Consider the following 24,482-nt stretch of genomic DNA (forward strand, 5'->3'; position numbering starts at 1 on the left):
GAAGTGACATGCATTGGGTCTGGACGACGATCATCATCGCGGTGATTGTGCTGGCGTGGGTCGCGTACGATGTCCTGCAAAAGAAACACGCGATTCTGCACAATTTCCCGATCATCGGCCATTTTCGATACTGGCTGGAAGCGATCGGCCCCGAGTTGCGGCAATACATCGTCACCAACAACGATGAAGAACGCCCCTTCAGCCGGGACCAGCGGCGCTGGGTGTATGCGTCGTCCAAAAAGGACAACAACTATTTTGGTTTCGGGACGGACAATGAATTGGAATCGTCCCCGAACTATTTGATCATTCGCCACAGTGCGTTTCCGCTCAGCGATCCGCTGCCGGGCGAAGACGACTTTGACCCGAATCATTCCGCGGCGTGCAAGAAAGTGATGGGTGCGACGCAGGGCCGCGCCAAAGCGTTTCGGCCGGATTCGATCGTCAACATTTCGGCGATGAGTTTCGGATCGCTCAGCGCCCCGGCCATCGAGGCGCTCAACCGGGGCGCGGCGCTCGCCGGATGCTTGCACAACACCGGCGAAGGCGGCGTGTCGCCCTATCACGGCAAAGGCGGCGAGCTGATTTGGCAGATCGGCACCGGTTACTTCGGCTGTCGAACCGCTGACGGACGATTCGACATCGCACAGTTCCGCGATGTCGTTCAGTCGCATCCGATTCGCGCGATCGAAATCAAGCTTAGCCAGGGCGCCAAGCCGGGCCGTGGCGGGTTGCTGCCGGCGGCAAAGATTTCTCCCGAGATCTCAAGGATCCGGGGCGTACCGATGGGCAAGGATTGCGCCAGTCCGGCGTCGCACCGTGAGTTCAGCGGCGTCGACTCGATGCTCGACTTTGTCGAACGACTCGCCCAGGAAAGCGGTTTGCCGGTCGGCATCAAGTCGGCCGTCGGGCAAATGGATTTCTGGTACGACTTGGCCGGCCAGATTCACGAGACCGGTCGCAGCGTGGACTTTGTCACCATCGACGGGGGCGAAGGCGGGACGGGCGCGGCGCCCCTGGTCTTTTCCGACCATGTCGCCATGCCCTTTAAACTGGGGATGAGTTCGGTGTATCGCATCTTTCGAGACGCCGAATTGCATGAAAACATCGTCTTCATCGGATCCGGTAAGCTCGGCTTTCCGCACAGCGCGTTGCTGGCCTTCGGATTGGGGTGTGACATGATCAACGTCGGCCGTGAAGCCATGTTGTCGATCGGATGCATCCAGGCACAACGCTGTCACACCGGGCACTGTCCGGCCGGCATCGCCACCCAGAATCGATGGCTGATGGGAGGGCTGGATCCGACCGACAAGTCGCATCGGTTTGCCAACTACGTCGTGACACTGCGAAAGGAACTGTTACAGCTCGGTCGGGCATGCGGCGTGCCGCATCCCTGCGACGTGGAGTTGAAGCATTTTGACATCCTGTCCGATGCGTTCGGTACCACGTCGGCCAAGGAACTGTTCGGATACCGTTGGGCGTCGAACGCCTAGTGCTTTGTCAGCTTTCAGTTTTCGAGCCTGCGTTTGTCGAGCGGAAAAGGGGTCAGGTACCAAAAACCAAATGGCCCGCAGGGTGCTTCGCATTTTTGGTACCTGACCCCTATTCCGCGGTACCCTAAGTATCAAAGTTGACGAAGCACTATTTGCTACGCGGCGCGTCGTGGCCGGGCCGGGACGATGTGTTCGCCAAGCGTGTCGATTTCCAAACGCAACAACGCCGCGGTGACCTCGTCGGCAGACGGACGGTTTTCCGGCGCCGCGTCGACCATGCACTCGACCAACTCACACGCCGGGCTGAGGACTTGCTCGTTGGTCGTTTCCACCCGCGCCAGCCATTCCCACAGCATGCGTCCGGCGGCAAAGATGTCGCTCGCCGGGCTTCCCGCGGACGCGTTGACGAGCAGCTCGGGTGCGGCGTATTGCCGAGTGCCGCGAAACGGTGCCGACTGGTCGAGTGTGCCCCGATGGGCAAATGCCAGATCGATCAGCGTCACGTGCCCATTGCTGCCCACGATCACGTTGTCGGGTTTGACGTCGCCGTGAGTCCAACCGGCGGCGTGGATCGCGCCGAGCCCCTGGCAAATCTGTCGGATCAGCCAGAGCGCGACTGGCAGGGGTTTTCGTGGACCGCTGGATAGATGCCATTTCATCGTCCGCCCGTCCAACAGCGGCATCGTCAAGTAAGGCCACGCTCCCGACACGTCGCCGTCGAGGATCGGGACCACGTTGGGATGCCGGATCTGGGCTCCGGCGGTCAGGGAACCCGTGATTCCATCGCGATCTTCGGGCCTCATCGCCACCTTCATGGCATAGTCCCAGCGCGGGCTACCGGCGGCATCGACCGGTTGGGCGAAGCTGACGCAAAACGCCGCATTGGCACACAAACTTGAGCCCAGTCGCCAAATTCCCAATTGTTCAGGCAGCTTTGATTCCATTTCGCCATCGATCGGATGATCGCGCCAAGGGTCGTAAAAGAAAGGCCGACTAGGAACATCGACCAATCCGTCGCGGCTCTGTCGAACCGATGAACCAATCGGCAAAGTCGACGTGGTTTAACCTGCGGGGACCAAGCTGTGAAGCATTTTTAGCGGTCGGGCGCGAGCGGGCTGTCGTTTTTGTGAGCCGCGCGCCGCGTAAGCGGCCGGGCACTGCGACTCTGCCCGAGGCCTTACGGCCAGCGGCTCACCATTGACTCAGCAGATCCCGACTCAATCGACAGCCCGCGAGCCCTCCGGTGTTTCGGCAACGATGGGCAAGCCGGAGGGCTCGCGCCCTGCCGCTGACGCCTTAAGAACCCCGGGGAAAAAATGATTCACAGCGTTGCCGCGGGGAGCGCAAAACGCTCCAAATCGCACGATTTCGGAAACGCTGGCCGTTCGTGTAAACTGGTGGGGCCGATTTGACGGTCCCACCTTTTCCCCTGCACTTCCAGCCCCTGGTCTCTCGCCATGAATCGACATCGTCCCAATCCGCGGGTCGTCGGTCGCCGATCCATTTTGCAGGCCGCGGGGATTTCCATCGCTCTGCCGGCATTCGATTCGCTTCGCAGCCGGGCGACCGCGGGCGAATCGGATTCCCCGTCGACGAAGTCTGCCGAATCGTCACAGCCGCCGCGTCGCATGGTCTGTATCGGCAACATGTTGGGCTTTTACCCCGAGGCGTTTTGGCCCGGCAAGCCCTCGGCGGACGGAACAACGACCGTCCGTGACGACGCGTCGTCGCTGTCGACGACACTCGCCTCGCTGGCCGAACACTCCGGTGATTTCACCGTGATCGGCGGGTTGGACCATGGGCTCAAGGGCGGCCATTTTGCGATCCACGCGTTCCTGTCCGGCGTTCGCAGTGTGGACGCAAAATCGATGCCCGACGGGAACATCACGCTGGACCAGTTCGCCGCCGAAACGATCGCCGGCCGCACCCGGTTTGCCTCCTTGACCGTCGGCAGCGATTCGGGAATCCACGGCGGATGCCAACTGTCATGGAGCCGCTCGGGCACCCGGGTCCCACCGATCACGGGGCCGCGGGAATTGTTCGAAAAACTGTTTGTCGGAGTCAAACCGGCCGACAAACAGCGCGCCGCGGATCGGTTTCGCATGCAGGAATCGATCCTCGATGCGGTCAACGGGGACGCCAAGACGATTTCAAAACAACTCAATCGACGCGACGCCCAAAAGCTGGACGAATACCTGACGTCGATTCGCGACGTCGAAAAACGATTGGGCAATCGCAAACAGTGGATCGACATCGAAAAACCTCCCGCCCCCTTTGCTGCACCGGCCAACACGAACATGGTCGACGATCTGCCGATGTTGTACGAGCTGATCGCGCTGGCCTTGCAAACCGATTCGACTCGGATCGCCACGTTGGAACTCGGCGGCGACTTCGAAGCCCGTGATTTCGGTTTCAAAAGCGGTTATCACTCGCTTTCGCACCACGGCCAACGCAAGGAATCGATCGACGCGTTGAAGAAGATTGAATCGTACCAGGTCGAACAGTTTTCTCGCTTCCTGACCAAGCTGCGTGAGACCGAGAGCGGCGATTCCAATCTGCTGGAAACCACGTCGGTGTTGTTCGGCAGCGGGATGGGGAACGCGAACTCGCACACCAACACGAACTTGCCGATCGTCGTCGCCGGCGGAGGGCTGCGGCATCGGGGCACGATGTGGTTTGATTCGTCGAATCCACACCGTCCCCCGTTGACCAACCTGTACCTGACCTTGCTGCATCGGTTCGGGATTCCGGCAGAACGTTTCTCGACCAGCACCGGCACGCTTTCGGGTTTGGAGTTGGCGTGATGCGTCTTTCCATTATGGCGCGCGCCCTCTGCGTCGGGTTTGCACTGTCGGGCGGATTGACGCAACCGCAGAGCCAGGCCGAAGATGCGATCGCGTTTTTGGAAACCTACTGCGTCGATTGCCACAATGCCGACGATGCCGGTGGTGAGCGTGAATTTGATGCGCTCGACTTGTCGTCGACCGATCACGACACGCAAATCATCGTGCAGGAGATCATCGACCAGTTGACGCTCGGCGACATGCCGCCCGAGGACGCGGAGCAGCCGACACGTGGTGAGCGTCTGGCGGCGATCGATTCGCTGACCGCGTCGCTGCAGCAGCTGCGCAACCAGTCGTCCAGCACCGGCGGTCAAACGGTGCTGCGTCGGTTGACCCGTCGCGAGTACCTGGCCACCGTCAGCGATCTGTTCCAGATGGACATGTCGATGTTCGATCCCAGTGATCGGTTTCCGCGGGACAACACCGTCGAACACCTCGACAACGTCGGCGACGCCCTGGTGACCTCGGGACACCTGTTGGAACAATACCTGGACGCGGCCGATGCGATCGTCGAAAAAGCGCTCGCCAACCGCACGCAACCCGACGAAAAAAGTTGGCACTTCGACGACCATTTTCGTCAGCAACCCGAGCTGGATGGGGCTCACCGGGCGGCTTTTAACTTTCGCTATCTGTGTTTGTACGACAGCCCGCTGGCGGATCGCCCCGAGGGTGCGTACGGACCGCTGGAAGAGTTTGCCGAGGGCGTGCCGTCGGACGGCGTCTATGAGATCCGTGTGCTCGCCCAAGCGCTTCACCGCGACACGCCTTATTCAGAAGCCGACCTGAAGATCGACTTGAGCGAAAAGTTTCGCTTGGGCATCCGCCCCGGAAACGCCAAGGCGGGCAGCTTGCACACGATGCAGCCGATTCAACCCTTGCTGGCCGAGCGTACGATCGACGACGGTGAGCCACGGTGGTACACGATGGAGGTGCCGTTGGATCGCGGTTTCACCCCGCGATTCACGTTTGAAAACGGCTTGCGCGAGGTGCGTCCCCTGCACACGCGGCTGCATCGGAAATACGCCGACTTGTTACCCGAACATGCCCGCGGCGGCCAGGGAATCGTTCGCGCACGCAACGCGATGTTGCGATACGGCCAGGTCCCGCAAATCCGGATTCACGAAGTCGTGATCCGCGGTCCGATTTTTCGACAGTGGCCCAGCGCGACCTTGGCAAGCGTTTTGCCCGGCGGCCGATTCCAGCCCGACGACGCCCGCGAGCTGACCGCAGCGTTTGCCCGCCGCGCCTATCGACGGCCCCTGAAACCGGGAGAACTCGATCGGTTGATGTCGGTCTATCAGACACGTCTGCGGCACGGTCGTGATCCGTTCGGCGCATTCAAGGACACGTTGAAGACCGCGCTTTGTTCGCCGGCGTTTTTGTATCTGCATCCCGATTGCCCTGCCGATTCCGATCAGCTGTCCCAACATGCGCTCGCCGCCCGATTGTCGTACTTTCTGACCGGATCGATGCCCGATGCGATCTTGCGGGAAGCGGCCGATTCACAGCAGTTGGATCGCGAGGCGTTGATCGAACATACGCGCCGATTGCTGGCCGATACCAAGTCCGACGCGATGATCGCCGGGTTCACCGACGCCTGGTTGAATCTACGCGCACTGGGCGAGATGCCGCCGGACCGCGATCAGTTTTGGCGTTACTACGCATCCAATTTGCAGCCCGACATGAAACAGGAAACGCGTCGCTTTCTGCGTCACCTGATCGATGAAAACGCGTCGATCGTACGCTGGCTGGATGCGGATTATTCGTTCATCAATCGAGACCTGGCAAAGCTCTATGGCGTGGTGGATCAGGTGCCTGCCGAAGGTGCCGATGTGTTTCGGAAAGTCGTGTTCGGCGACCGGCGTCGTGGCGGACTGTTGGGCCAGGCGAGCGTGTTGACGGTGTCCGCCAACGGGATCGAAACCTCGCCCGTCGTCCGCGGTGTCTGGATGCTGGAAAACGTGCTCGGAACTCCCCCGCCGCCTCCGCCGGACGATGTGCCCGCGATCGATCCCGATGTGCGGGGGGCGACGTCGGTGCGTGACTTGTTGGAGAAGCATCGGACCTCGGCCGCCTGCAACGAATGCCATCGCAAAATTGATCCGCTCGGTTTTGCACTGGAGTGTTTTGATCCGATCGGTGAGGTGCGCACGCGTTACGAGAACAAAGCGGCCATCGACACGTCGGGAAAACTTCCCAGCGGGCAAGCCTTTGCCGGCGTCGAAGAATTGAAGACGCTGTTGGTGCAGCGCCAAGCGTTTTTCGCGCGAGCGTTCACCGAAAAGCTGTTCGCCTATGCACTCGGGCGGCGGATCGAGTGGAGCGACCGGGCAACGATCGATGCCATCCTGGAGCGGTTGGCGAAGAACGAGTATCCGACGCGAGAGCTGATCGAGCAAATCGTGATCAGCGATCTGTTTTCGCGGCGGTAGGGCTTGCTGTGCTTGCCGGTTGACCTGCTACTTGTCCCCCGGCTCTGCCGCCTGGGAACACACTGTCGCGGAGGCTCCGCCTCTCGGTCGTCAACCGCGTGTGGCAGAGCCACACCGGCATTGCGTTCCAAGGCGGGGCCTTGGAACGAGGGGGCGACGGGGCATCTACTTGTTCCCAGGCTCCCGCCTGGGGACACACTGTCGCGGAGGCTCCGCCTCGCGACCGTCAACCGCGTGTGGCAGAGCCACGCCGGCATTGCGTTCCAAGGCGGAGCCTTGGAACGAGGGGCGACGGGGCATCTACTTGTTCCCAGGCTGCCGCCTGGGAACACACTGTCGCGGAGGCTCCGCCTCTCGGTCGTCAACCGCGTGTGGCAGAGCCACACCGGCATTGCGTTCCAAGGCGGGGCCTTGGAACGAGGGGGCGAGGGGGCGACGGGGCATGCACGGCGTGAGCGACACGCTCAGAAATCACTCAGTTCCATCCAACGTTCTTCGGCTTGTTCGAGTTCTTCGCTGATCTCGGTCAACTTGTCGTGCAACCGCACCGCTTCGTCGGGGTCCGTTTCGGTCAACAGTTTTTCGTTGACGGATTTTTTCTCGTCATCGAGCTGCGCGATCTTCTTTTCCAGGTTCTTGATTTCCTTTTCGGCCTTGCGCGATTGACGCTGACTGGCCCGGTAATCCTCGGCGCTGGCGGCTTTGGTCGGCGGCGGCGGGGCGGCTTTTCCGGCGATCCGGTCGCGTTCCCGTTCGCCTTCGTCGACCTCGCTTTCGACGCTCTGCAGATAGGACTCGTAGTTGCCGAAATAATTCTTGACCGTCCCGTCGCGAACCTCGATCACGTTGGTCGCCACACGTTGCATGAAGTGTCGGTCGTGCGAGGTGAAGATCACGGTGCCTTGGTAGTCGACCAGGGCATCGGCGAGGGCTTCGACGGTTTCGACATCCAGGTGGTTGCCCGGTTCGTCCAAGACGAGCACGTTGGCGGTTCCCAGCAGCAGGCCGGCCATGCACAATCGCGCGCGTTCACCTCCGGAGAGCACCTTGATTTTCTTATTGATGTGCGAATCGCGAAACAGCAGCGCTCCGGCCATCGCCAGGCAATCCTGTCGCGTGGTGTCCGCGTTGGATTCATACTCCAAATGCTCCAACACGGTCCGTCGATCATCCAGGCTGGAGTAAACGTGTTGGGCGTAGGTGCCGAGTTCGGTTGCGTGGCCCCATTTGATGGAACCATTGATCGGCTCGAGGGAATCGACGAGGGTCCGCAGCAGCGTCGTTTTTCCTTGGCCGTTGTCGCCGACGATGGCCGCCCGTTGGCCGTGTTCGATTTCCAGGGAGATGTTTTCGGCGACGGTGTGGCCGGGATAGCCGATCGCCAGCTCCTCGGTTCGCATCACCGTGCCTTGTCGCGGGGTGACGCGCGGCGCGCGGATGTGAACGGTCGGTTCGTCCACCTCCACTTCACTGGTCTGCAAACGCTCCAATTGCTTGGCCTTGCTGCGTGCCTGGCTGGCCGTGGAGGCGTTGGCGCGGTTTTTCTCGATGAACCGTTGCAATTGTTTTTGTTTGGCGATGACGGTCGCATTGACTCGGCGATCGTGTTCGCGACGCTCTTCGCGGAATTCCAGAAACCGATCGATCTTGCCGGGGTACATCGTCAATTTGCCGCGCGACAGTTCCAGAGTCTGGGAGCACGTGGCTTTCAAAAACGCGCGGTCGTGGCTGACGATCAACGCCGCTTTATTGAACGTCCGCAGAAAGTGTTCCAGCAGAATCTGAGTTCGCAGGTCCAGGAAGTTGGTCGGTTCGTCCAGCATCAACAGGTTGGGATCGTTCAGCAGCAACGCCGCCAGTTTGACCCGTGTCTGCCACCCACCGGAGAGTGCTTTGACGGGGCCATTGAGGTAGTCCCCCTTGAGTTCGAATTGGCCGGCGACCTCGCCGCAGCGCCAATCGGGTTGGCCGCTTTCCCGCATCAGGAAATCCAACGCCGATTCCCCCGGCTGGAAGGGGTCGTGTTGGCGGAGGTAGCCGATCCGCAGCGAGGGATGGTGAATGACCTCGCCCTGTTCCAGTTCTTCGTCGCCCAGCAGCGCCCTCAAAAACGTACTTTTCCCGGCACCGTTCCGGCCGATAAAGCCGACCTTGACGTCGTCGACCAGGGAAACGTCGGCACCATCGAGCAGGACTTGGTCGCCGAAACGCTTGTGGGCGTTTCGCACTTGAATCAATACGGCCATATCGGCGGACAGAGGGGGGCAGGAGGGCGCGAAATGGAAACGCCGGTGAGGTTACCAAGCCGACGCCGAATCGTCGACTGTGGTAGGACCGCCGATGGCGCGTGGAGCGAGGAAACGCTCACGACGTCCGTTTGGGGGCGGCGACGTTCTTGGTCGGGCGGCGTTTGATCGGGGCCAATGCGTGCTGGACTTGGAACGCGACGTCCGCGATCAGCGTGTCGACTCGGTTGCGGCTGACGGCATAGGCCGCCAATGCGGGAATCGCAACGACCAAGCCGCCGACGGTGGTCACCAACGCCTGGTAAATCCCTTCGGCCAAGTCACCGGCTCCCGCGGCCCCCCGCGTCGTGGCGACTTGCTGGAACGCAAAAATCATCCCGGTCACCGTTCCCAACAGCCCGACCATCGGGGCGATGTTGCCGATCACGGACAAGTATTCGATCCGTCGCATCATGCGGGCGGACTGTTCCGCGAGCGCATCCTCGACCGCCTTTTCCACGCCCTGCCAGCCGTACTCGACTTCCGCAATCCCCGACAACAACACCACGCTCAGAACGCTCGGTTCACGCCGGCACGCCGCATCGGCTTCTTGCAGCCGGCCGGTCAGCAAGGCTTGGCGGACGGTTTCGCTCAACCCCTCCGGCAAGACTTCGCCACGGCGGAGCGTCATCACCTGGTCGAACACCAGGTACGCCGCCAAAAAGCTGAGCGAAAGCAGCACCACCAAGATGACCGCGCCGACGATCCCGCCGCTGAGCACGATGTCCAGCAACCCCGCGCTCTCGGCCGCCTGGTCGGCATTTCCTTGGGCAAGCAACACCTCAAATTGAATCGGCAATCCCTGCGGCATGGTTGGCTGGTGGATCAGTGGTGACGGTGCGGTGAAGGAGGATGCACAGTGTATCAGTTCACCGTCGTCGCGAAACGGTCGGTGGGAATCAGGGAACCCGTGGCAGAATGATTCGGGGCAGAATGATCGGAACCCGTGGGCTGGCGCGCCAGGCCATCGACTCTGACGCCAAGCGGAATGTTTGTTGTTAGCGGTAGGGCGCAAGCGGGCTGCCGTTTTTGTGAGCCGCGACGCGTAAGCGGCCGGGCACTGCGACGCTGCCCGAGGCCTTACGGCCAGCGGCTCACCATTGACTCAGCAGATCCCGACTCAATCGACAGCCCGCTAGTGTCGACCGGCGGACACCAGGAACTCGGCGTCGGTCAACAGCGGATCGTCCCAGCGAAGTCGCAGCACACGGTCTTGTTGCAACTCCGCGATCGCTTCGTCATGACCGTGGCGAATGGCGTGTTGAGCCCGCTGCGTGCGGCCGTTGGATTGCGCCGCGGAGAGCGCGATCATCGCAAAAATCGCGGTCGGCAAGAGCGACAGCACCAAACTGGTGAGCACCATCGCGAATTCGGGTTTGGGAAAATGCTCCAGCGGATGCTGCCCCTCTCCGGCGTCTTGCGCCGAGACCTGGACCAGGGTGTCGTAGCTGGCTTTCAAGTATTCGCCGTAGAGGGCGACAAAGGGGCCGGCCATCAGCAGCCAAAAGATCAGCGTGCCGACGATCGCCATGATCGTGGCGGTCGACGGTGAGATCGAATTCTGCTCGACCGCGTCTTCAAAGATCTCGTGCGAGCGTTCTTGCAGGGCATCGATGCCGGCCAGCGAGGCGACGTGTTGAGTTTCGGAGTGCGACGTGACGCGCCACGGATCGCCGGGGATTGATTTGCCGTCGTCGCCCTGATCGGCGTTTCTGAGCAACGCCAACTCCTCTCGAAACTGTGCCGCCAGCGGGCCCAGTCGATCGGTGACTGCCGCGGCACTGCGGCGTTGTAGCCCGTCACGGAGTTCGTCGTTGGCGTTGCGATCCGATGTCAGACTGCGCGTCGAAGTCCAGATCGTGCTGACCAACGACGGAAGCGAACCCGAGAGCGACAACAGCACGCGATCCCAGGCCCCATGCGTCAAATTCAACACGCCCAAGATCGAACGGTAGGGAAACCAAATGGCGCCGGTCGATGTCAACAGTTTCAAACGCAACCGGCTGCGAACGGCGGCCTGCATCGGACCGTCGGGCCCGATCAACGTTTGTGCGACTTCGCCCGGCAGTTTCGTCGCTTCGTCGTTCAACCGATTGACCGCACGGGTCAGGCCCGGCAGTTCGTCGGCCAGCAACCCGCTGAGTGCGGATCGGAATCGACCGTCCAGGGCCGCCAGCCGGGTCGATTTGCGCCGATCGCTGTCGGGGTTGTTTTCCAATTCGATTTGCAACTGGCGGAGCAGTTCGGTTGCGGCCTGCGCCCCGATCTGCTGTTCGCTTTCGCCGCTGAGTTCAAAATCGGTGACCTGGATCGGGCGGGCGATGACGCTCTCGGGCGCGGCGGTCCGCAGGTTCGCCAGGAAGGCATCGATGTCCGCATGCAGCGCCGCATCGTCGACACCGATCGTATTGACCACGGGGATGACGATCGTGCCTTCGCTGGCCACCGCAAGCGCGGCTGGGGTTTGGCCACGAATCTGATCGCGGCGGACGACCAACACGATCGCCGACGCCAGCGAGAGTGCCCGTTTGGCGACCTCGGCGATCCCTTGCCGATCATCCGTCGCCCCGGGCGCATCGACGAGCATGTAGGGCGTACCGATCGGCTCCATGTCGGCCGAGGACACCCGGACGAATCGTTCAAAACGCGGGTCCAGATCGACCGGCGTGTGCGGGCCGACCCACACCAGTTCCTCCGTCGCCTGGTCGGCATTGTTGCCGCTGCGAATGGAAGCGGCCAGCGGCGAGCGACGAATCAATTGGCGGATCAGCCACGATTTGCCTTGTCCGGTCGCGCCCACGACCGCCAAGACCAACGCGCCGGCGGCCCGATCTTGTGAGATCAGGTGACGGGCCCGGGCGTGTTCCTCACACAGCGATCGAACTTGGCGCCCCGTTTCGCTGTCGCCCAAAACCGACGCCCCGGCGCGACGAACCCGGTTCAAAAATTCGTCGTCAGGGGTCACGGTGTCTGCGAAGGATTCATGCATGTTTGGACTCGCGGGGCAGGATCCCGTTCAATTCTTGGCGAAACGTTTGATTCATACGATAGACCGCCAGCGTCGCGTTTGCTCCGCCACCGGCAGCGACCTTTACATTCGGAGTCGGGAACATGATGTTGGATTGTTTGAGACGGATCGAGGGAAGCGGGCTGCCGGGATCGATACCGATCTGGTGACACAGCAAGACATAGAACATCGACATCTGTTCGACCGCGGCTTGGGTGCTGAGCGTCTGGGCCGTCTTTCCGCCGGCCCAGTAGGCTGAAAAAGCGGTCAGCCCGGCGGCGGCCAGCAGTTCGACGACCGAGGCGTTGGCGACCAGAACGGTCGCGCCGAAATCGACCGGCAACATCAGCACGCTTCCGAACGTGGCCAGCAGAGCCGCCAACGGTGTCAACCCGAAGGCCAACTTTTTGTGACGCGGGATCTGACGCCACATCTCTTCGGCGACGCCACGCAATTGATCGCTATCGAACACGACGCGGTCATTTTCATGAAACGTTTGCAACACCTCGTGCATCGACTGGGTCCACGCGGCGGGATCGATCGGATCGTTTTGCCCGTCAAACCAATGCGGCAACGTCAACGGCGCGCCGAACCGCCGAAGCGACGTGTCCAGGTCCTCCGGATCGACGAGTTGGCCGACCTTCTTCGCCTTGAATTTCTCCTTGATCGATTCGGCATACCGTTCCGCCATCGCGGTCGGCACGTACTGTTTGAACAAATCAGACGCCGCCTTGGTGCGGCCTTGGATGAACGTGTTGATCTTCACACCCCAGCGGGCGTACCAGGGTGCGGCTTCGCAGAACGCGTCGGCCAGCTGGCGGACGATGCGTTCGGATTGGTGCATCCGAACCTCCGTGATCGCACCTCCGGTCGACTGCTTTGTGAACAGGCTGATCGTCGTGTCCAACAGCGTTTGCCTTGCCCGCTCGGTCAACCGCAGCGATTGCTCGGCGTCCTTTTCGACCGCGGCCAGACCCATGTCCCAGACCGCGCGACGCAGTGCGGCATGGCGTCCCATCAAAAAACGATCCGACGATTCCGGGCGATCCAACTCACGCGTCAGATGGGTCAATAATCGATCGCAGCCGATCTCCGCCGGCGGGTTTTCGTCGGGATGCGTCGAGAGCGAAAAGAAAATCGGGAGCGGATCGTCGTCGGGGTTTTCGATCGTGACTTCCTGGTCCCCGTCTTTGGCCGATTTCGGAATAAAGGGTTCGCTTTTGGGCAACTCGTAATCGTAGGCCCCGTAAACTCTTTCGACGCCGAATTTGCTGGCCTGGGGTTCGAAGGATTCCAACACATCTTCGGGGGTTTGCCCGGGGCGAATCTTGTTGACCGCCAGCAGACGCGGAATGCCGGGCATCAAGTCCGAGATCGTTTGCAGGATGTCCCCGAGCGAACGGTCGCGGGCCATGCTGGGTGTCGACACGACCAGAAAGGCGCTGCAAAACGTCGATGCCTTGCCCAGCAGTTCACGTCTTCGCTCCGGCGACCCGACGCCAAAGACTTCGTCGGAAACGATGTCGGGGCAATCCAGCAAACCGATCCCCAAATCATCCAACGCCGGATCGGTCGCGACCAGTGGAACGCCCAACGCGTCGACGCCGCCGCTGCGGTTGTTGTATTGTTCATGCGCCTCTTCGGGCATTTCGGCCAACAACTCCGGGGCATGACCGACGGCATCGCCAAAATCATCCAGCAACAACTGCCACAACGCGGATTCTTCACGCCATTTCTGGGGCAGCCACAAAACGAATCGGTGCGTGCCTTGGCGGTTGGCGACACCACGCAGCGTGCGGGCGCGACCGTGCCGGCTGAGCAGCCCGGCGACCAGGCTGGTTTTACCGCTGTTGAGCATGCCGGCGACGGCCAACGTCGGGTACTCGGCCAAGCGGGCACCATGGAAAACTTGGCGTCCCAGTGACACCACGTCGCCGGCCAAGTTCGGTTGGACGCGACGAAGTGACGAGAGGAAACTTTCGTTGCGGGGATCGGGGTACAGACGCTCGACCGCGGCTCGACGATCATCGTCTTCGAGTAACGCTTTCAAACGCGGCCAGTCGACCTGGGTCGGGGTTTTTCGTCGTTTGTGACCAAACATATCCGGTGTTCAGCTCGCCGTTGATTGGGCCAGTGGGCTTGCCGCTGGACGTTTTTCGTTCACGGCGGTGTCACCTTGGGTGCCTTCGGCCGATGGATTGTCTTCGCTCAGCTCAAAATCGTCCAAGTACGGGCCGTCGAAAATCTCACGCCACCATAAAGCAGCATCCGCTTGCGTCCAATGGGGACTGTCCGCACACGCCAACAGCTCGTTTGCCAATTGCTGAGCGGACTGGGGCCGTGTGAGCGGATCCAGATGCAGGCAGCGCAGCAGGACCCGTTGAAGATCCTTGGCCAGCGGGACGCCGATGCGCCGCTCCGGGGGCTCCGGTTCCTCGTGAAGTTTTTTGGCGCACACGTCGGTCGCCGATTCGCCCTCCAACGGAGCGTGACCGCACAGCAGAGTATAGCCGACCGCACCGATCGAATAGATGTCGCTGAGCACATCGGCCGAGGCGGCATCACGAATCGCCTCGGGCGACATGTAAAGCGGTGTGCCGGTCAGCGAATCGACGCGCGTCAATTGCATCGATTCATGGTCGATCTGTTTCGCCAATCCAAAATCGAGCACTTTGATCAAGTCATGGATCCCGCTGCGTGAGGTCAACAGGACGTTGGCCGGTTTGATGTCGCGGTGAATCATGCCCGCCGCATGGGCTTCGGCGATCGACCCGCAGATCTGAAGCAACAGATAGATCACTCGCTCGGCCGGTTGACGTCCGTAGTAGTCCACCAGCTGTTCCAGCGAGATCCCTTCGACATACTCCATGACGTAAAAGAACGTGCCTTCGTCGGTTCGTCCGAAGTCGTAGATTTCGACCGTATTGGGATGTTTCAAGCGTGCCGACAGCTGGACTTCACGCTGGAACCTGGCCAGGGATCGCTCGGTCGCATTGGCGTTTTCGAGGACTTTGATGGCGACTTTGCGATCCAGCAAACCGTGCTCGCCCAAATACACAGTGCCCATGCCTCCGCGTCCGATTCGCTGCTGCAGATCGTATTGTCCCAATCGTCGCTTCAGCTCCTCGACTCGGTCTGCATTGATGTCGCGCGGTCGCGTGATCCAAACCAACCCCAACAGAATCGCCGCGGCGATCGACACGGCGCCGAACAGGGCGAGGAACGAATTGCGCAAAATCCGCAGCGACGCAAACGCCTCTTCGACCTCCAACTCGCTGGCGATGCCGAAATGGTATTCGGACAGCCAAGTCCACGCGCCGACCACGGGAACGCCTCGATAGCCGTTGTATCCGACGACATTCGAACCGACGCCTCCACGCGTCGCATGGTCCGCCATCCACGTCAGCGGCCAGGTCGCCGGTTCCCCCGGCACCGAGTTTCGCGCGCGAATGTCCACGCCGGGATCGCGGACCTGAATCTTCAGCGGGCTCGTTTCGCCGGGTGACAGTAGCCCCGCTTGGGTCAACTGAGATTCGAAACGACTGCTCGAGATCATCACCGCGTTTCGGTCGAAGGCATAGGTCTCACCGCTGCTGCCCATCTGGGCGACCGACAAGATCTTGCTGAACTGTTTGGCCGGATCGATCATCAGCACCACCGAACCGGTCGTTCGCAGGTCGTCTCGAACGGGGGCGACCGCACACATGACCGCCATCCGACCGGTCGGCGTTTCCGCTTCGCCGGCGCGGCGGATTTCGATCTCGAAGGGACGTGTCACGGACACCGTACCGGCCGTCAATCGCGCGAACAGATCTTGGCCCAGTGGGATCGTGCCGCCGTTGAACCGGGCGTCACTGGAATCCAGCACTCCGCCCAACGGATCCACGATCGCCCATCCCAAGTAGCCGGCATCACTCAGCCGCGCCGTCAGGGCCTTTAAATATTCCGATCGATTGGGGCCCCGTTCGTGCACCGCCGCGAGATCACCCGCCGGCTCGGATGCTTTGGAATGCTGTTCCAATAACTCGATCGCGTAACCCCGCAATCCATCTTCGGCCGCGTACAGTTTTGCCGTTTCACGTTGGTCGGCAAGCCACAACTGCAACGCGTTGATGTTGGCCGCCAACACGGTTTCCAACGAATTGCGAATGCTGCCCCGCACGCTCTCGCGGACCAGCCAGCCGACATACAGCGTCACGCCCAACAAGACCGCGACGACCAGGGACGCGATCACCGGCGACAAGGGGCCGACCGGGGCCTGCCGAACGACGCTCATGATCGTCGACTGGCCGAGACCGCGCCGCGCGCGGGGGGAACCGTCCAGTGTTTTCCACTGCGAACGTGTTTCTTGATGGCGTTTTGCGTTGTCTTGGGGCATCGTGCCAGTATACGAAACGGAGGGGACCGCGCCGCTTCCACTTGTTCCCAGGTTCCGCCCTACGCCGTGAACGATTTTTTGGCGGCAGGGCGCGAGCCCTCCGGTCTTTCACGGTGTTTTTGAAACGCAACCGGACGGCTCGCGGGCTGTCGATTGAGTCGGGATCTGCTGAGTTAATGGTGAGCCGCTGGCCGTAAGGCCTCGGGCGGGCGTCGCAGTGCCCGGCCGCTTACGCGTCGCAGCTCACAAAAACGACAGCCCGCTCGCGCCGTTCCGCTAACACCTTCCGAGCCGAAGTGAGTGCGACTAGGCACGCGTGCGATTCGACTATGATAGTCTGCCGCAACACTGCCAGCCCGATTCCCCACGTTCCCCCCGCTCTCTCCATGACACATCGGTTCGTCTTGATCGATCATTGCCCACCAATCAAAACGCTGACGCTCGCCATCGGCCTGACCTTGGCAGGCGTGGTGTGCTCGTTGTGCCTGTGCCCCGCGCAGCTTATCGCCGCTCGACCCAACGTCGTCCTGATCTTGATGGATGACATGGGGGCGATCGACCTGTCCGGTGAAGGCAGTCCGTATTACCAGTCGCCGCGGATCGATAGCATCGCCGAACAGGGGATGCGTTTTCGCAACGGATACGCGACCTGCTGTGTGTGCAGCCCGTCCCGCGCGAGCATTCAATTGGGAACGTTTCCCGCGCGGAACGGGATCACCGACTGGATCGGCGCAAAAACCGGTCTCGATTGGAAGCGTCCCGACCGCGTGCTTCCGGCGGAGTACGTGCACGCCTTGCCGGATGAGGAAGCGACGATCGCCGAGGCACTTCGTGAGGGCGGCTACGCCACTTTTTTTGCCGGCAAGTGGCACTTGGGCGACAAGGGCTCCTGGCCGACCGACCATGGCTACCAGGTCAACAAGGGCGGACACGACAAGGGCAGTCCACCGGGAGGCTACTTTGCACCGTATACCAATCCGGTGCTGGAGAACGGCCCCGACGGCGAATCCCTGCCGATGCGTCTGGCGCAAGAGACGGTGAATTACATCAACGAGCAAAACGAGAAACCGTTCTTCGCGATGCTGTCGTTCTACAGCGTGCATGGTCCGGTCCAGACAAGCAAAACGCTGTGGGAAAAGTACCGGGAGCTCGCGCCGGAGCTGCCCGCCGGGCAACAACGGTTTCAAGTCGATCGCACGTTGCCGGTACGCCAAGTCCAAGATCACCCCGTTTATGCCGGGATGGTGGAAACCGTCGACAACGCCGTGGGGCTGGTGCTCGATGCGATCGACGCGAAGGGTTTGACGGACAACACGATCGTGGTGTTCACCAGCGACAACGGCGGGGTCTCGTCGGGGGACGCCTTTTGCACCTCCAATTTGCCTCTCCGCGGCGGCAAGGGCCGGCAATGGGAAGGCGGCATCCGTGAACCGTTCTACATTCGCTATCCGGCACTGGTTCCCCCCGGATCGTCCGACGACACGCCCGTGACCGGAGCCGATCTCTATCCGACGCTGTTGGATTTGTGCGGGCTACCGCTGCGGCCGACCCAGCACCAAGACGGCGTCAGCCTGAAACCGCTGTTGACCGGTGGGACGATCCCCGACCGACCACTGTTTTGGCATTACCCCCATTACGGAAATCAAGGCGGTGAACCGCACGCGATCATCCGCCAGGACGGCTGGAAACTGATCCACTACTACGAAGACGGACGCAACGAACTGTATCACCTGGCGACCGATCCGAGTGAACAAAGCGATCTGTCACGCACCCAACCGGCCCGCGCCGCTGCCATGTGGCAGCAACTGGACACTTGGTTGAACGATGTCCAGGCGAAACGGCCCGAACCGGATCCACGCTACGATCCAAAAACGACCGAGAGGTACTATCAGGAGAAACAGACCAAGCTGAAACAGCGGCTGGAGGAATTCCATTCGCGGATCCTGGAGGCCGATTGGCAGCCAAATCCGGATTGGTGGGGAAGTCTTCGTGCGAAAGACTAATTTTTGAGTATGCTAAACTGGTCTTGACGGCATCCAGGCCTTGCCGCTAGCTGTCGAAAGACGACATCGCGAAAACGGGTAATTCGCACTGTTCAATTTCGGGAGATCCATCATGGCGTCACATTCGAGTCACGGTCCTGATCGGCACGGTAACGAGGAACAGGGTGGGGACGAACCCGATCACGAGTCACTGTGTGGTTCGACGGTCGAGCGTTTCTTTCGCGGCATCAGCGAGTTCATCTTTCATACCAAACTCGGTGTCGCGGACGTCCAGCTGGTCGACTACGTCAGCGATTTGATGTTGCGATTCGTCCGCGTCGATTCCCTGTATTCGTTGCGACAAAGCGACGGCATGCGAACCAAGCATGTCGTGCAAATGATTTCCGAAGCCGAGCGTCGAATCGGTCTGGCCAAACGCGAAGTCTATCGGCATGTCGGTGACTTCACGCTGTTCTGGTCGGGCATGTATCCGGAAAGTTTGGCGGCCAAGAAGAACCGCGGTGAATCGCCGGATCAGTTGATCGACTATTGCCGCCAAGGCAAACGGGCCTACGCGATCGCCGCGGAAATTGACGGCGGTGCCGACCGACCGTCCTCGGAGCTGATCCACCGCATGAGCGAACACTTCGAAATGTGTGCCTATGGCCTACGCGAAGTCCGCCGCCACTGGGAAGAGGACGACGATTCGAACGGTTTGTTGACCTGGTGAAGCGTTGACCGGCGTGGGGCAAGACTCGCCGAACTCGTTCCCAGGCTCCCGCCTGGGAACGCAAGGTCTCGGAGGCTCCGCCTCCAACCGATACAAACGCGAGGCGGAGCCTCGCCGACACTGCGTCACGAGGCAGAGCCCCGTAACGAGTCGTTCATCAAGGCCGGTTGGCATGCACCGCATGCCCTACTCGGGCAAGCGTCCCGTTTGAATCTTGGGGAACGTGCCGGTCAAGCCTTCCTTCATGAAGGCGACGAGATCGGCTTTCTCTTGATCGGTCAAGTTCAGCACCTTCATCTTGTCGCTCAACCAAGGGTTCTTGTGCCCACCCTTGTCATACCAGTCGACGACTTCTTTGAGTGTCTGTTGGCTGCCGTCATGCATGTAGGGCGCTGACAGCGCGATGTTTCGCAAGGTCGGCGTCTTGAAAGCTCCCTTGTCCTTTTCTTCCTTGGTGATCTCGTAGCGTCCCAAATCGGGTTTGTCCGCCTCCATGCCGACGCCCAAGTTGTGGTACTGCTCGTCGGTAAAATTGGCACCGGCATGGCAGGTCGCACAGTTCGCTTTTCCGGCGAACAGCTTCATCCCCCGCTTGGCCGCTTCGCTCATCGGGTTGTCCGCGATCGCGGCCTTGAGCGCATCGTAGTCTTCCTTCAGCTCCGGCTCTTCGTCCAAATATTCCAGATCATCGGCGAACACTTTTTCGAACGTATCCAGATCGTTTTGGAAATCGTAGGGTGCCGGCCCGGTGACGAGTGCGCGTTCGAACGCGGCGATCGCTTTGCCGACATTGTCGATCGTCACACCATCGCCGAATACCTTGTCGAACTGAAGCTTGTAGACCGGGTTGGCGGCCAAGTCGGCGACACAGGATTCGTGGCTGTTGCCCATCTCAATCGGGTTGGCGATCGGGCCGACCGCTTGCTCTTCCAGTGTCGCAGCGCGGCCATCCCAGAACTGGGCCTGGCTGACGATACGGTTGTAGGCGACCGGTGAATTTCGACCGCCCTCTTGGCCACGCACTCCGACACCAAATTGGGTCTGGGCGCCGTACCCTTGGGCAGGGTCGTGGCAGGAGGCACAGGAGATCGTGCCGTCACTGGACAGCCGGGGATCAAAATAAAGTTGTCGCCCGAGCTCGATCTTCGCCCGCGTCAGGGGATTGTCTTCGGGGATGAAGATGTTGCCTTGGGCGGCGCTGAGCCCCTTGGGCAACGTGACCGACAACTCGGCGTGTTGCTTCGGTTGGGACAGCCATTCTCGGACTTCCTCCAACGTCAACTTTCCGCTGCCAGGGATTCCCATCAACAGCGAGTGGTCTTCGCCAAGCGTGATCGTCGTGGATTGGGACGCGTCGGAACTGTCCAGCGGTGCGGCGCCGGCAATCGAAGCCAAGCCCATCGAAGCCAGGCAAAGCGGTGCCAACGAAAACAGGGATCGCAGCGTAAATCGGTTGTGTTTTGACATCTCAAAGGTGGGGTTTGAAGGCAGGATGTGGCGTAAGCTTCCAGCTTGCGATGCAGGATGTGGCGTAAGCTTCCAGCTTGCGATGCAGGATGTGGCGTAAGCTTCCAGCTTGCGATGCAGGGTGTGGCATAAGCTTCCAGCTTGCGATGCAGGATGTGGCGTAAGCTTCCAGCTTGCGATGCAGCGCGAACGCAAGCTAGAAGCTTACGCCACGATTACTCTAACTGAGCGGCAAAAATGATTGGTCGTCGGCGGCCAGGAATTCGGCGATTTTTCGTCCCGTGACACTCAAGGGCAATGTGCGGATTTGATCAAGTGAGACCCACTGCCACGGTGCCGGTGCCGTTCGGTCTGCCGCGACGCCGGCGTTGGATAACGCGGCCTGGTGCACGTGCAGCGAAATGCGAAATTTGGTGACCGCATGACGAAGGGTCTGTAGGCGAACTCCGGCGGCAACTTCCGTGCCCAATTGCTGCGACAACCAGCCGGCGGCGGCGTCGACCGATTCGGTTGCCGCCTCGGTGCAACGGGGGAAATCCCAGAGCCCGGCCCAACGTCCGCCATCAGGCAGCGGCCGGGCAAGGTATTGCGTCGCCCCTCGTGCTTCGCGGCTGAGGATCAACGCGAATTCGGTTCGATCCTCGTAGGCGATGCGTTTAATCTTCCCCGGAATCTCGGCCTGCAAACCCAGTTCGGCGGCGCGACAGTGGTGATGAACGGGGCATTGGTCGCATTTCGGATTTTTGGGCAGACAGACCAACGCGCCCAGTTCCATCGCCGCCTGATTGAATTGTCCGCTGCCGCTGCGGGGCAGCATCCGCGCGGCCACGTCCCACAACAGTTTGTTGGCCGCACGATCGGTGGGCGGGACTCGCAGCGCGATCCAGCGGCTGTACACGCGTTGGGTGTTGCCTTCGAGCACCGGCAACTTGGCACCGGCGGCGATCGAGAGCACGGCGCCGGCGGTGTAGCGTCCGACGCCGGGCAGCGCCAGGACTTGGTCGTACTGCAACGGAAACTCGCCGCCATGCTCGGACATGATCTGCTTGGCTGCGGCATGCATCGATCTGACGCGGCGGTAGTACCCCAGGCCTTCCCAGTGACGCATCAACTCGGACTCATCAGCGGCGGCCAAGTCGGCGACGGTGGGAAACGATTCCATCCAGCGTCGATAATACGGCAGCACCGTCGCGACCTGGGTCTGTTGCAGCATGATCTCGCTGACCCAGACGTGATACGGCCTCGGATCGCTGCGCCAGGGCATTTCCCGGGCATGGTCGGAGAACCAGGCGAGCAGCTTGCGACGCAAACCGGTTCGCCAGCGGGTCTGTTGCCAGTCGTCGTGATGTGGCGGAGTCTCAGTCGGCAAGGTGTCGGATCGTGTGGGACGCTATTGGTTGTGTTGCTTCTTCAGCGTTGCGGTGGTGTCAAACACCTGATCGCCACGCCGGTAACGGATCGCGATTTCGTCGCCGGGAATGTGCGTGTTGATTTGCTGTTGCAGATCGTCAAACCGAGTGATCTTGGCGTCGTCGATTCGAATCACCACGTCGCCGGCCTGTAAGCCAGCGTCCGCGGCGCCGCTGCCGGGTGTGACTTGGCTGACGACACAGGTGTCTTGAAGGGTCGTGCTGCACATCACGCCCAAAAAACCCCCGCGACGTAGGGTGATATCCAGCCCGGGCATTTCGACACGCAACCGCTCGACACGCTGTTCGGAAACGCCGGTGCCCATCAAGTGCAAGGCATCACGCAATCGGACGCGGGTCAGTTCCGCCAAGAGCTGCTCATTCAAACGCACGTACCGCAATTCAATCGCATCGAGTCGCGAACGTTGTTGGATCGCTTGGACGGCCGGCACGGTCAGTTCGCAATCGACGATCACCAGCGTCGTCACGTCGGGCATCTTCATCACCGCGGCAAGCGTTTGCGGTGTTGCCATCGAATCCTCGATGAGGACAAAATCGATGTCACGAATCCAACGCAACCAGGCCAGTGCGTCGACGTCGCCGTTGAATTGCTGGTCGATTCGCACGATCTCGCGCGGGCTGCTGCGAGACGCCAAGGCGACGGTGTCGGTGTCGATGAAGACGCCGGCGTCCGACAGCTGGACCCTGGCTTCGCGGCCACGCGACTCGGCGAACGACTCCAGCGTCGACTTCGCCAACGTGGCTTTGGTGCCGAAACTTGTCTCGGCGATCGATTCCAGCGTCGCCAAGGCGCCGTCGGTCTGCCAGGGCGGTTCGTCTTCGGCGACTTTCGCCAAAATCAGGATCACGTTTTCAACCGTTTCCAAATCGCCCGCGTCGAGCAGGTCACGCAAGACCGGGACCGAATCCAGGCCGCCGTCGATCAGGTGGCGTCGAGCGGATTGGCGGCGGAGAAAGCGTTCGTGGGACAGCTGGCTGGCCCAGTACTCCAGCGTCCGCTCGTCGCGGGGGACCCGACGCGGCTCCTGAGCAGCCTGCGGCGTGCCGTTTTCCCGGGGGGCCGTCGCTGCGGCGGCCTGCTCGGTGGGAGCCTGCTCGGTGGGAGCCTGCTCGGTGGGAGCGGGAGCCTGTGCGGCCCCCGGGATGCCAACGAGGATCAGAGACGCCGCCCAGACCAAGCCGGCGACGTAGCGGTCAAGTCGGTGCTTGCCTGGGGCGTCAATGATCAAACCGTTCTCCGCTAACCGATGCACCAGCGATCGTTGAACCACTCGACGCGGTCCGCACGGCGCGGGTTGTATTTCGTTTCGGGGTTGAACTTGTGCGTTTTCAAGAACGACATGAACGCCTTGCCCGGCACTTCGGCGTGCTGGGCGATGATGTCGACGTGCTCGCTTTCCGGTTTCCAGTCGTACAGGATCTTGTTGTCGGATTCGAATTTTTCGTCCAGGTACTCGATGTTCGCTGAACTGCAAACCACGAAGTCGCAATCGCGTTTGCACAGGAAATTCAACAGTTTGCTCGCCAACGCTCGCGTCTCGGCGAGCTGGCCGTCACAGGTTGCCGAGGCGATGTTCCAAATGGAGACGAAGCTGTGCTCGTCCTGGTCATCCGCTGAGATTTTGAAATCGATTTCGTCGTCGCCGGCTGCCATGCTGAAAGGCCTTTTCGTATTGGGAATGATTTGGGATGTCTGTCCCGGAGATTCTAGACGATTTTTGTGGATTCGCACAGAGTCACGTCAGCTGTGACCTGACGTGTCATGACGCTCTCGATGATTCAGCCAACGAATGAGACATCGCTCATTCGGGATCTGTTTGGACTGTTTCGCCGGAGCTTTTGCCATGACCCAAATGATGCTGTTCGACCCCTGCTCGCTCGCCCCCAGCACCCCCGTCGCCGTGAATCCCGCTGCGGTGACCGCCAGCACTGTGACCGCCAGCCCCGTCGTTTCCCGTTCCCGTACCGCCCCGTCGGCGGCGGCCAGCAACACCCCCCGCGGGAGCCGCAATCACGCAGAGGCCGATGACGGGATCCACCGCATGGGCGATTTGGCCCGCCTGGTTCTGCTCCGCTACCAACTGGTCGCCCAACGACGCCAGGAAATGGCCGCCCGACGCGGAAACTGACCCCCGGCGGTCAACCGCCACCCGCCGGTTCCTCCAACTGGCCATCTTTTTTGCCTGCTTTGCCTAATCGCTCCTTTTTTCGGTGCAGCATCCAAGCGGTCCACATCGCGCCGACCATAAATCCGATCAGCCCCGAAATCGCCAGCAACATCGCCAACGGAACTTCGATGTGAAACACCAGCGGCATCCGAAGCAAAACACTCTGAGTGTTGGAGAGCGAAAAGACCATCAGCACCAATACGCCGGAAATGATCAAAAACCATCGAATTCGCGCCATGATGCAACTGTCCAGTGAAGTGCCAAACGTTC

The 24,482-nt window shown here is 61.0% G+C and carries 17 protein-coding genes; 6 read left to right on the top strand and 11 right to left on the bottom strand.

Features of this window, described 5'->3' with window-relative positions; translation table 11 throughout:
• Nucleotides 1-8: 8 nt before the first annotated feature.
• The gene (locus Enr13x_RS26650) at nt 9-1,490 is read left to right on the top strand and encodes an FMN-binding glutamate synthase family protein (RefSeq protein WP_145389971.1); all 1,482 of its coding nucleotides are present in this window, start codon (nt 9-11) and stop codon (nt 1,488-1,490) included.
• Nucleotides 1,491-1,645: 155 nt separating this feature from the next.
• On the opposite strand, the gene Enr13x_RS26655 is transcribed toward Enr13x_RS26650, so the two are convergent.
• Complete coding sequence (locus tag Enr13x_RS26655) at nt 1,646-2,434, bottom strand: protein kinase domain-containing protein (protein WP_145389972.1); 789 nt, start codon at nt 2,432-2,434, stop codon at nt 1,646-1,648.
• A gap of 513 nt (nt 2,435-2,947) precedes the next feature.
• Between Enr13x_RS26655 and Enr13x_RS26660 the strand changes: the two genes are divergently transcribed.
• Together Enr13x_RS26660 and Enr13x_RS26665 are read left to right on the top strand one after the other, a co-directional pair.
• Nucleotides 2,948-4,294 carry a DUF1552 domain-containing protein gene (locus Enr13x_RS26660; RefSeq protein WP_145389973.1) on the top strand — a complete coding sequence of 449 codons (1,347 nt, stop codon included), beginning with the start codon at nt 2,948-2,950 and terminating at the stop codon, nt 4,292-4,294.
• Entirely contained in the window at nt 4,294-6,765 is a 2,472-nt protein-coding gene (locus Enr13x_RS26665; RefSeq protein WP_145389974.1) for a DUF1592 domain-containing protein, read from the top strand. Before Enr13x_RS26660 ends, Enr13x_RS26665 begins: the two co-directional genes overlap by 1 nt.
• Nucleotides 6,766-7,229: 464 nt before the next feature.
• Here Enr13x_RS26665 and Enr13x_RS26670 read toward each other — a convergent pair whose 3' ends face one another.
• The 5 genes from Enr13x_RS26670 to Enr13x_RS26690 all read right to left on the bottom strand — a co-directional run bounded on the left by Enr13x_RS26670 (nt 7,230) and on the right by Enr13x_RS26690 (nt 16,435).
• On the bottom strand, nt 7,230-9,011 hold the full coding sequence (locus tag Enr13x_RS26670) for an ABC-F family ATP-binding cassette domain-containing protein (protein WP_145389975.1): 1,782 nt from the start codon (nt 9,009-9,011) through the stop codon (nt 7,230-7,232).
• Nucleotides 9,012-9,129: 118 nt separating this feature from the next.
• Nucleotides 9,130-9,861, bottom strand: a complete 732-nt coding sequence (locus Enr13x_RS26675) for a MotA/TolQ/ExbB proton channel family protein (RefSeq protein WP_145389976.1) — start codon at nt 9,859-9,861, stop codon at nt 9,130-9,132.
• A gap of 324 nt (nt 9,862-10,185) precedes the next feature.
• Nucleotides 10,186-12,039, bottom strand: coding sequence for a GTPase domain-containing protein (locus tag Enr13x_RS26680; RefSeq protein ID WP_145389977.1), 1,854 nt, complete (start codon nt 12,037-12,039; stop codon nt 10,186-10,188).
• Entirely contained in the window at nt 12,032-14,158 is a 2,127-nt protein-coding gene (locus Enr13x_RS26685) for a hypothetical protein (RefSeq protein WP_145389978.1), read from the bottom strand. The genes Enr13x_RS26680 and Enr13x_RS26685 overlap by 8 nt, the downstream gene beginning before the upstream one ends.
• Before the next feature lie 9 nt (nt 14,159-14,167).
• The gene (locus Enr13x_RS26690; protein ID WP_145389979.1) at nt 14,168-16,435 is read right to left on the bottom strand and encodes a serine/threonine protein kinase; all 2,268 of its coding nucleotides are present in this window, start codon (nt 16,433-16,435) and stop codon (nt 14,168-14,170) included.
• 386 nt (nt 16,436-16,821) lie between these two features.
• On the opposite strand from Enr13x_RS26690, the gene Enr13x_RS26695 reads away from it, so the two are divergent.
• Nucleotides 16,822-18,438, top strand: coding sequence for a sulfatase (locus Enr13x_RS26695; protein ID WP_145389980.1), 1,617 nt, complete (start codon nt 16,822-16,824; stop codon nt 18,436-18,438).
• A gap of 112 nt (nt 18,439-18,550) precedes the next feature.
• Entirely contained in the window at nt 18,551-19,147 is a 597-nt protein-coding gene (locus Enr13x_RS26700) for a hypothetical protein (protein ID WP_231743802.1), read from the top strand.
• Nucleotides 19,148-19,333: 186 nt separating this feature from the next.
• Here the strand turns inward: Enr13x_RS26700 and Enr13x_RS26705 are convergent, their stop codons facing one another.
• The 4 genes from Enr13x_RS26705 to Enr13x_RS26720 all read right to left on the bottom strand — a co-directional run bounded on the left by Enr13x_RS26705 (nt 19,334) and on the right by Enr13x_RS26720 (nt 23,698).
• A complete protein-coding gene (locus Enr13x_RS26705) occupies nt 19,334-20,614 on the bottom strand; it encodes a cytochrome-c peroxidase (protein WP_231743803.1) in 1,281 nt (426 codons plus the stop codon).
• A 220-nt stretch (nt 20,615-20,834) separates the two neighbouring features.
• Nucleotides 20,835-21,983, bottom strand: a complete 1,149-nt coding sequence (mutY, locus tag Enr13x_RS26710) for an A/G-specific adenine glycosylase (protein ID WP_231743804.1) — start codon at nt 21,981-21,983, stop codon at nt 20,835-20,837.
• A 21-nt stretch (nt 21,984-22,004) separates the two neighbouring features.
• Nucleotides 22,005-23,315, bottom strand: coding sequence for a PDZ domain-containing protein (locus Enr13x_RS26715; protein ID WP_197455377.1), 1,311 nt, complete (start codon nt 23,313-23,315; stop codon nt 22,005-22,007).
• Entirely contained in the window at nt 23,285-23,698 is a 414-nt protein-coding gene (locus Enr13x_RS26720; RefSeq protein WP_145389982.1) for a hypothetical protein, read from the bottom strand. The genes Enr13x_RS26715 and Enr13x_RS26720 overlap by 31 nt, the downstream gene beginning before the upstream one ends.
• Before the next feature lie 190 nt (nt 23,699-23,888).
• On the opposite strand from Enr13x_RS26720, the gene Enr13x_RS26725 reads away from it, so the two are divergent.
• A complete protein-coding gene (locus Enr13x_RS26725) occupies nt 23,889-24,173 on the top strand; it encodes a hypothetical protein (RefSeq protein ID WP_145389983.1) in 285 nt (94 codons plus the stop codon).
• 10 nt (nt 24,174-24,183) lie between these two features.
• Here the strand turns inward: Enr13x_RS26725 and Enr13x_RS26730 are convergent, their stop codons facing one another.
• Nucleotides 24,184-24,450, bottom strand: a complete 267-nt coding sequence (locus tag Enr13x_RS26730; RefSeq protein ID WP_145389984.1) for a lipopolysaccharide assembly protein LapA domain-containing protein — start codon at nt 24,448-24,450, stop codon at nt 24,184-24,186.
• Nucleotides 24,451-24,482 lie beyond the last annotated feature (32 nt).

The organism is Stieleria neptunia, assembly GCF_007754155.1.
GTDB classification, from domain to species: domain Bacteria; phylum Planctomycetota; class Planctomycetia; order Pirellulales; family Pirellulaceae; genus Stieleria; species Stieleria neptunia.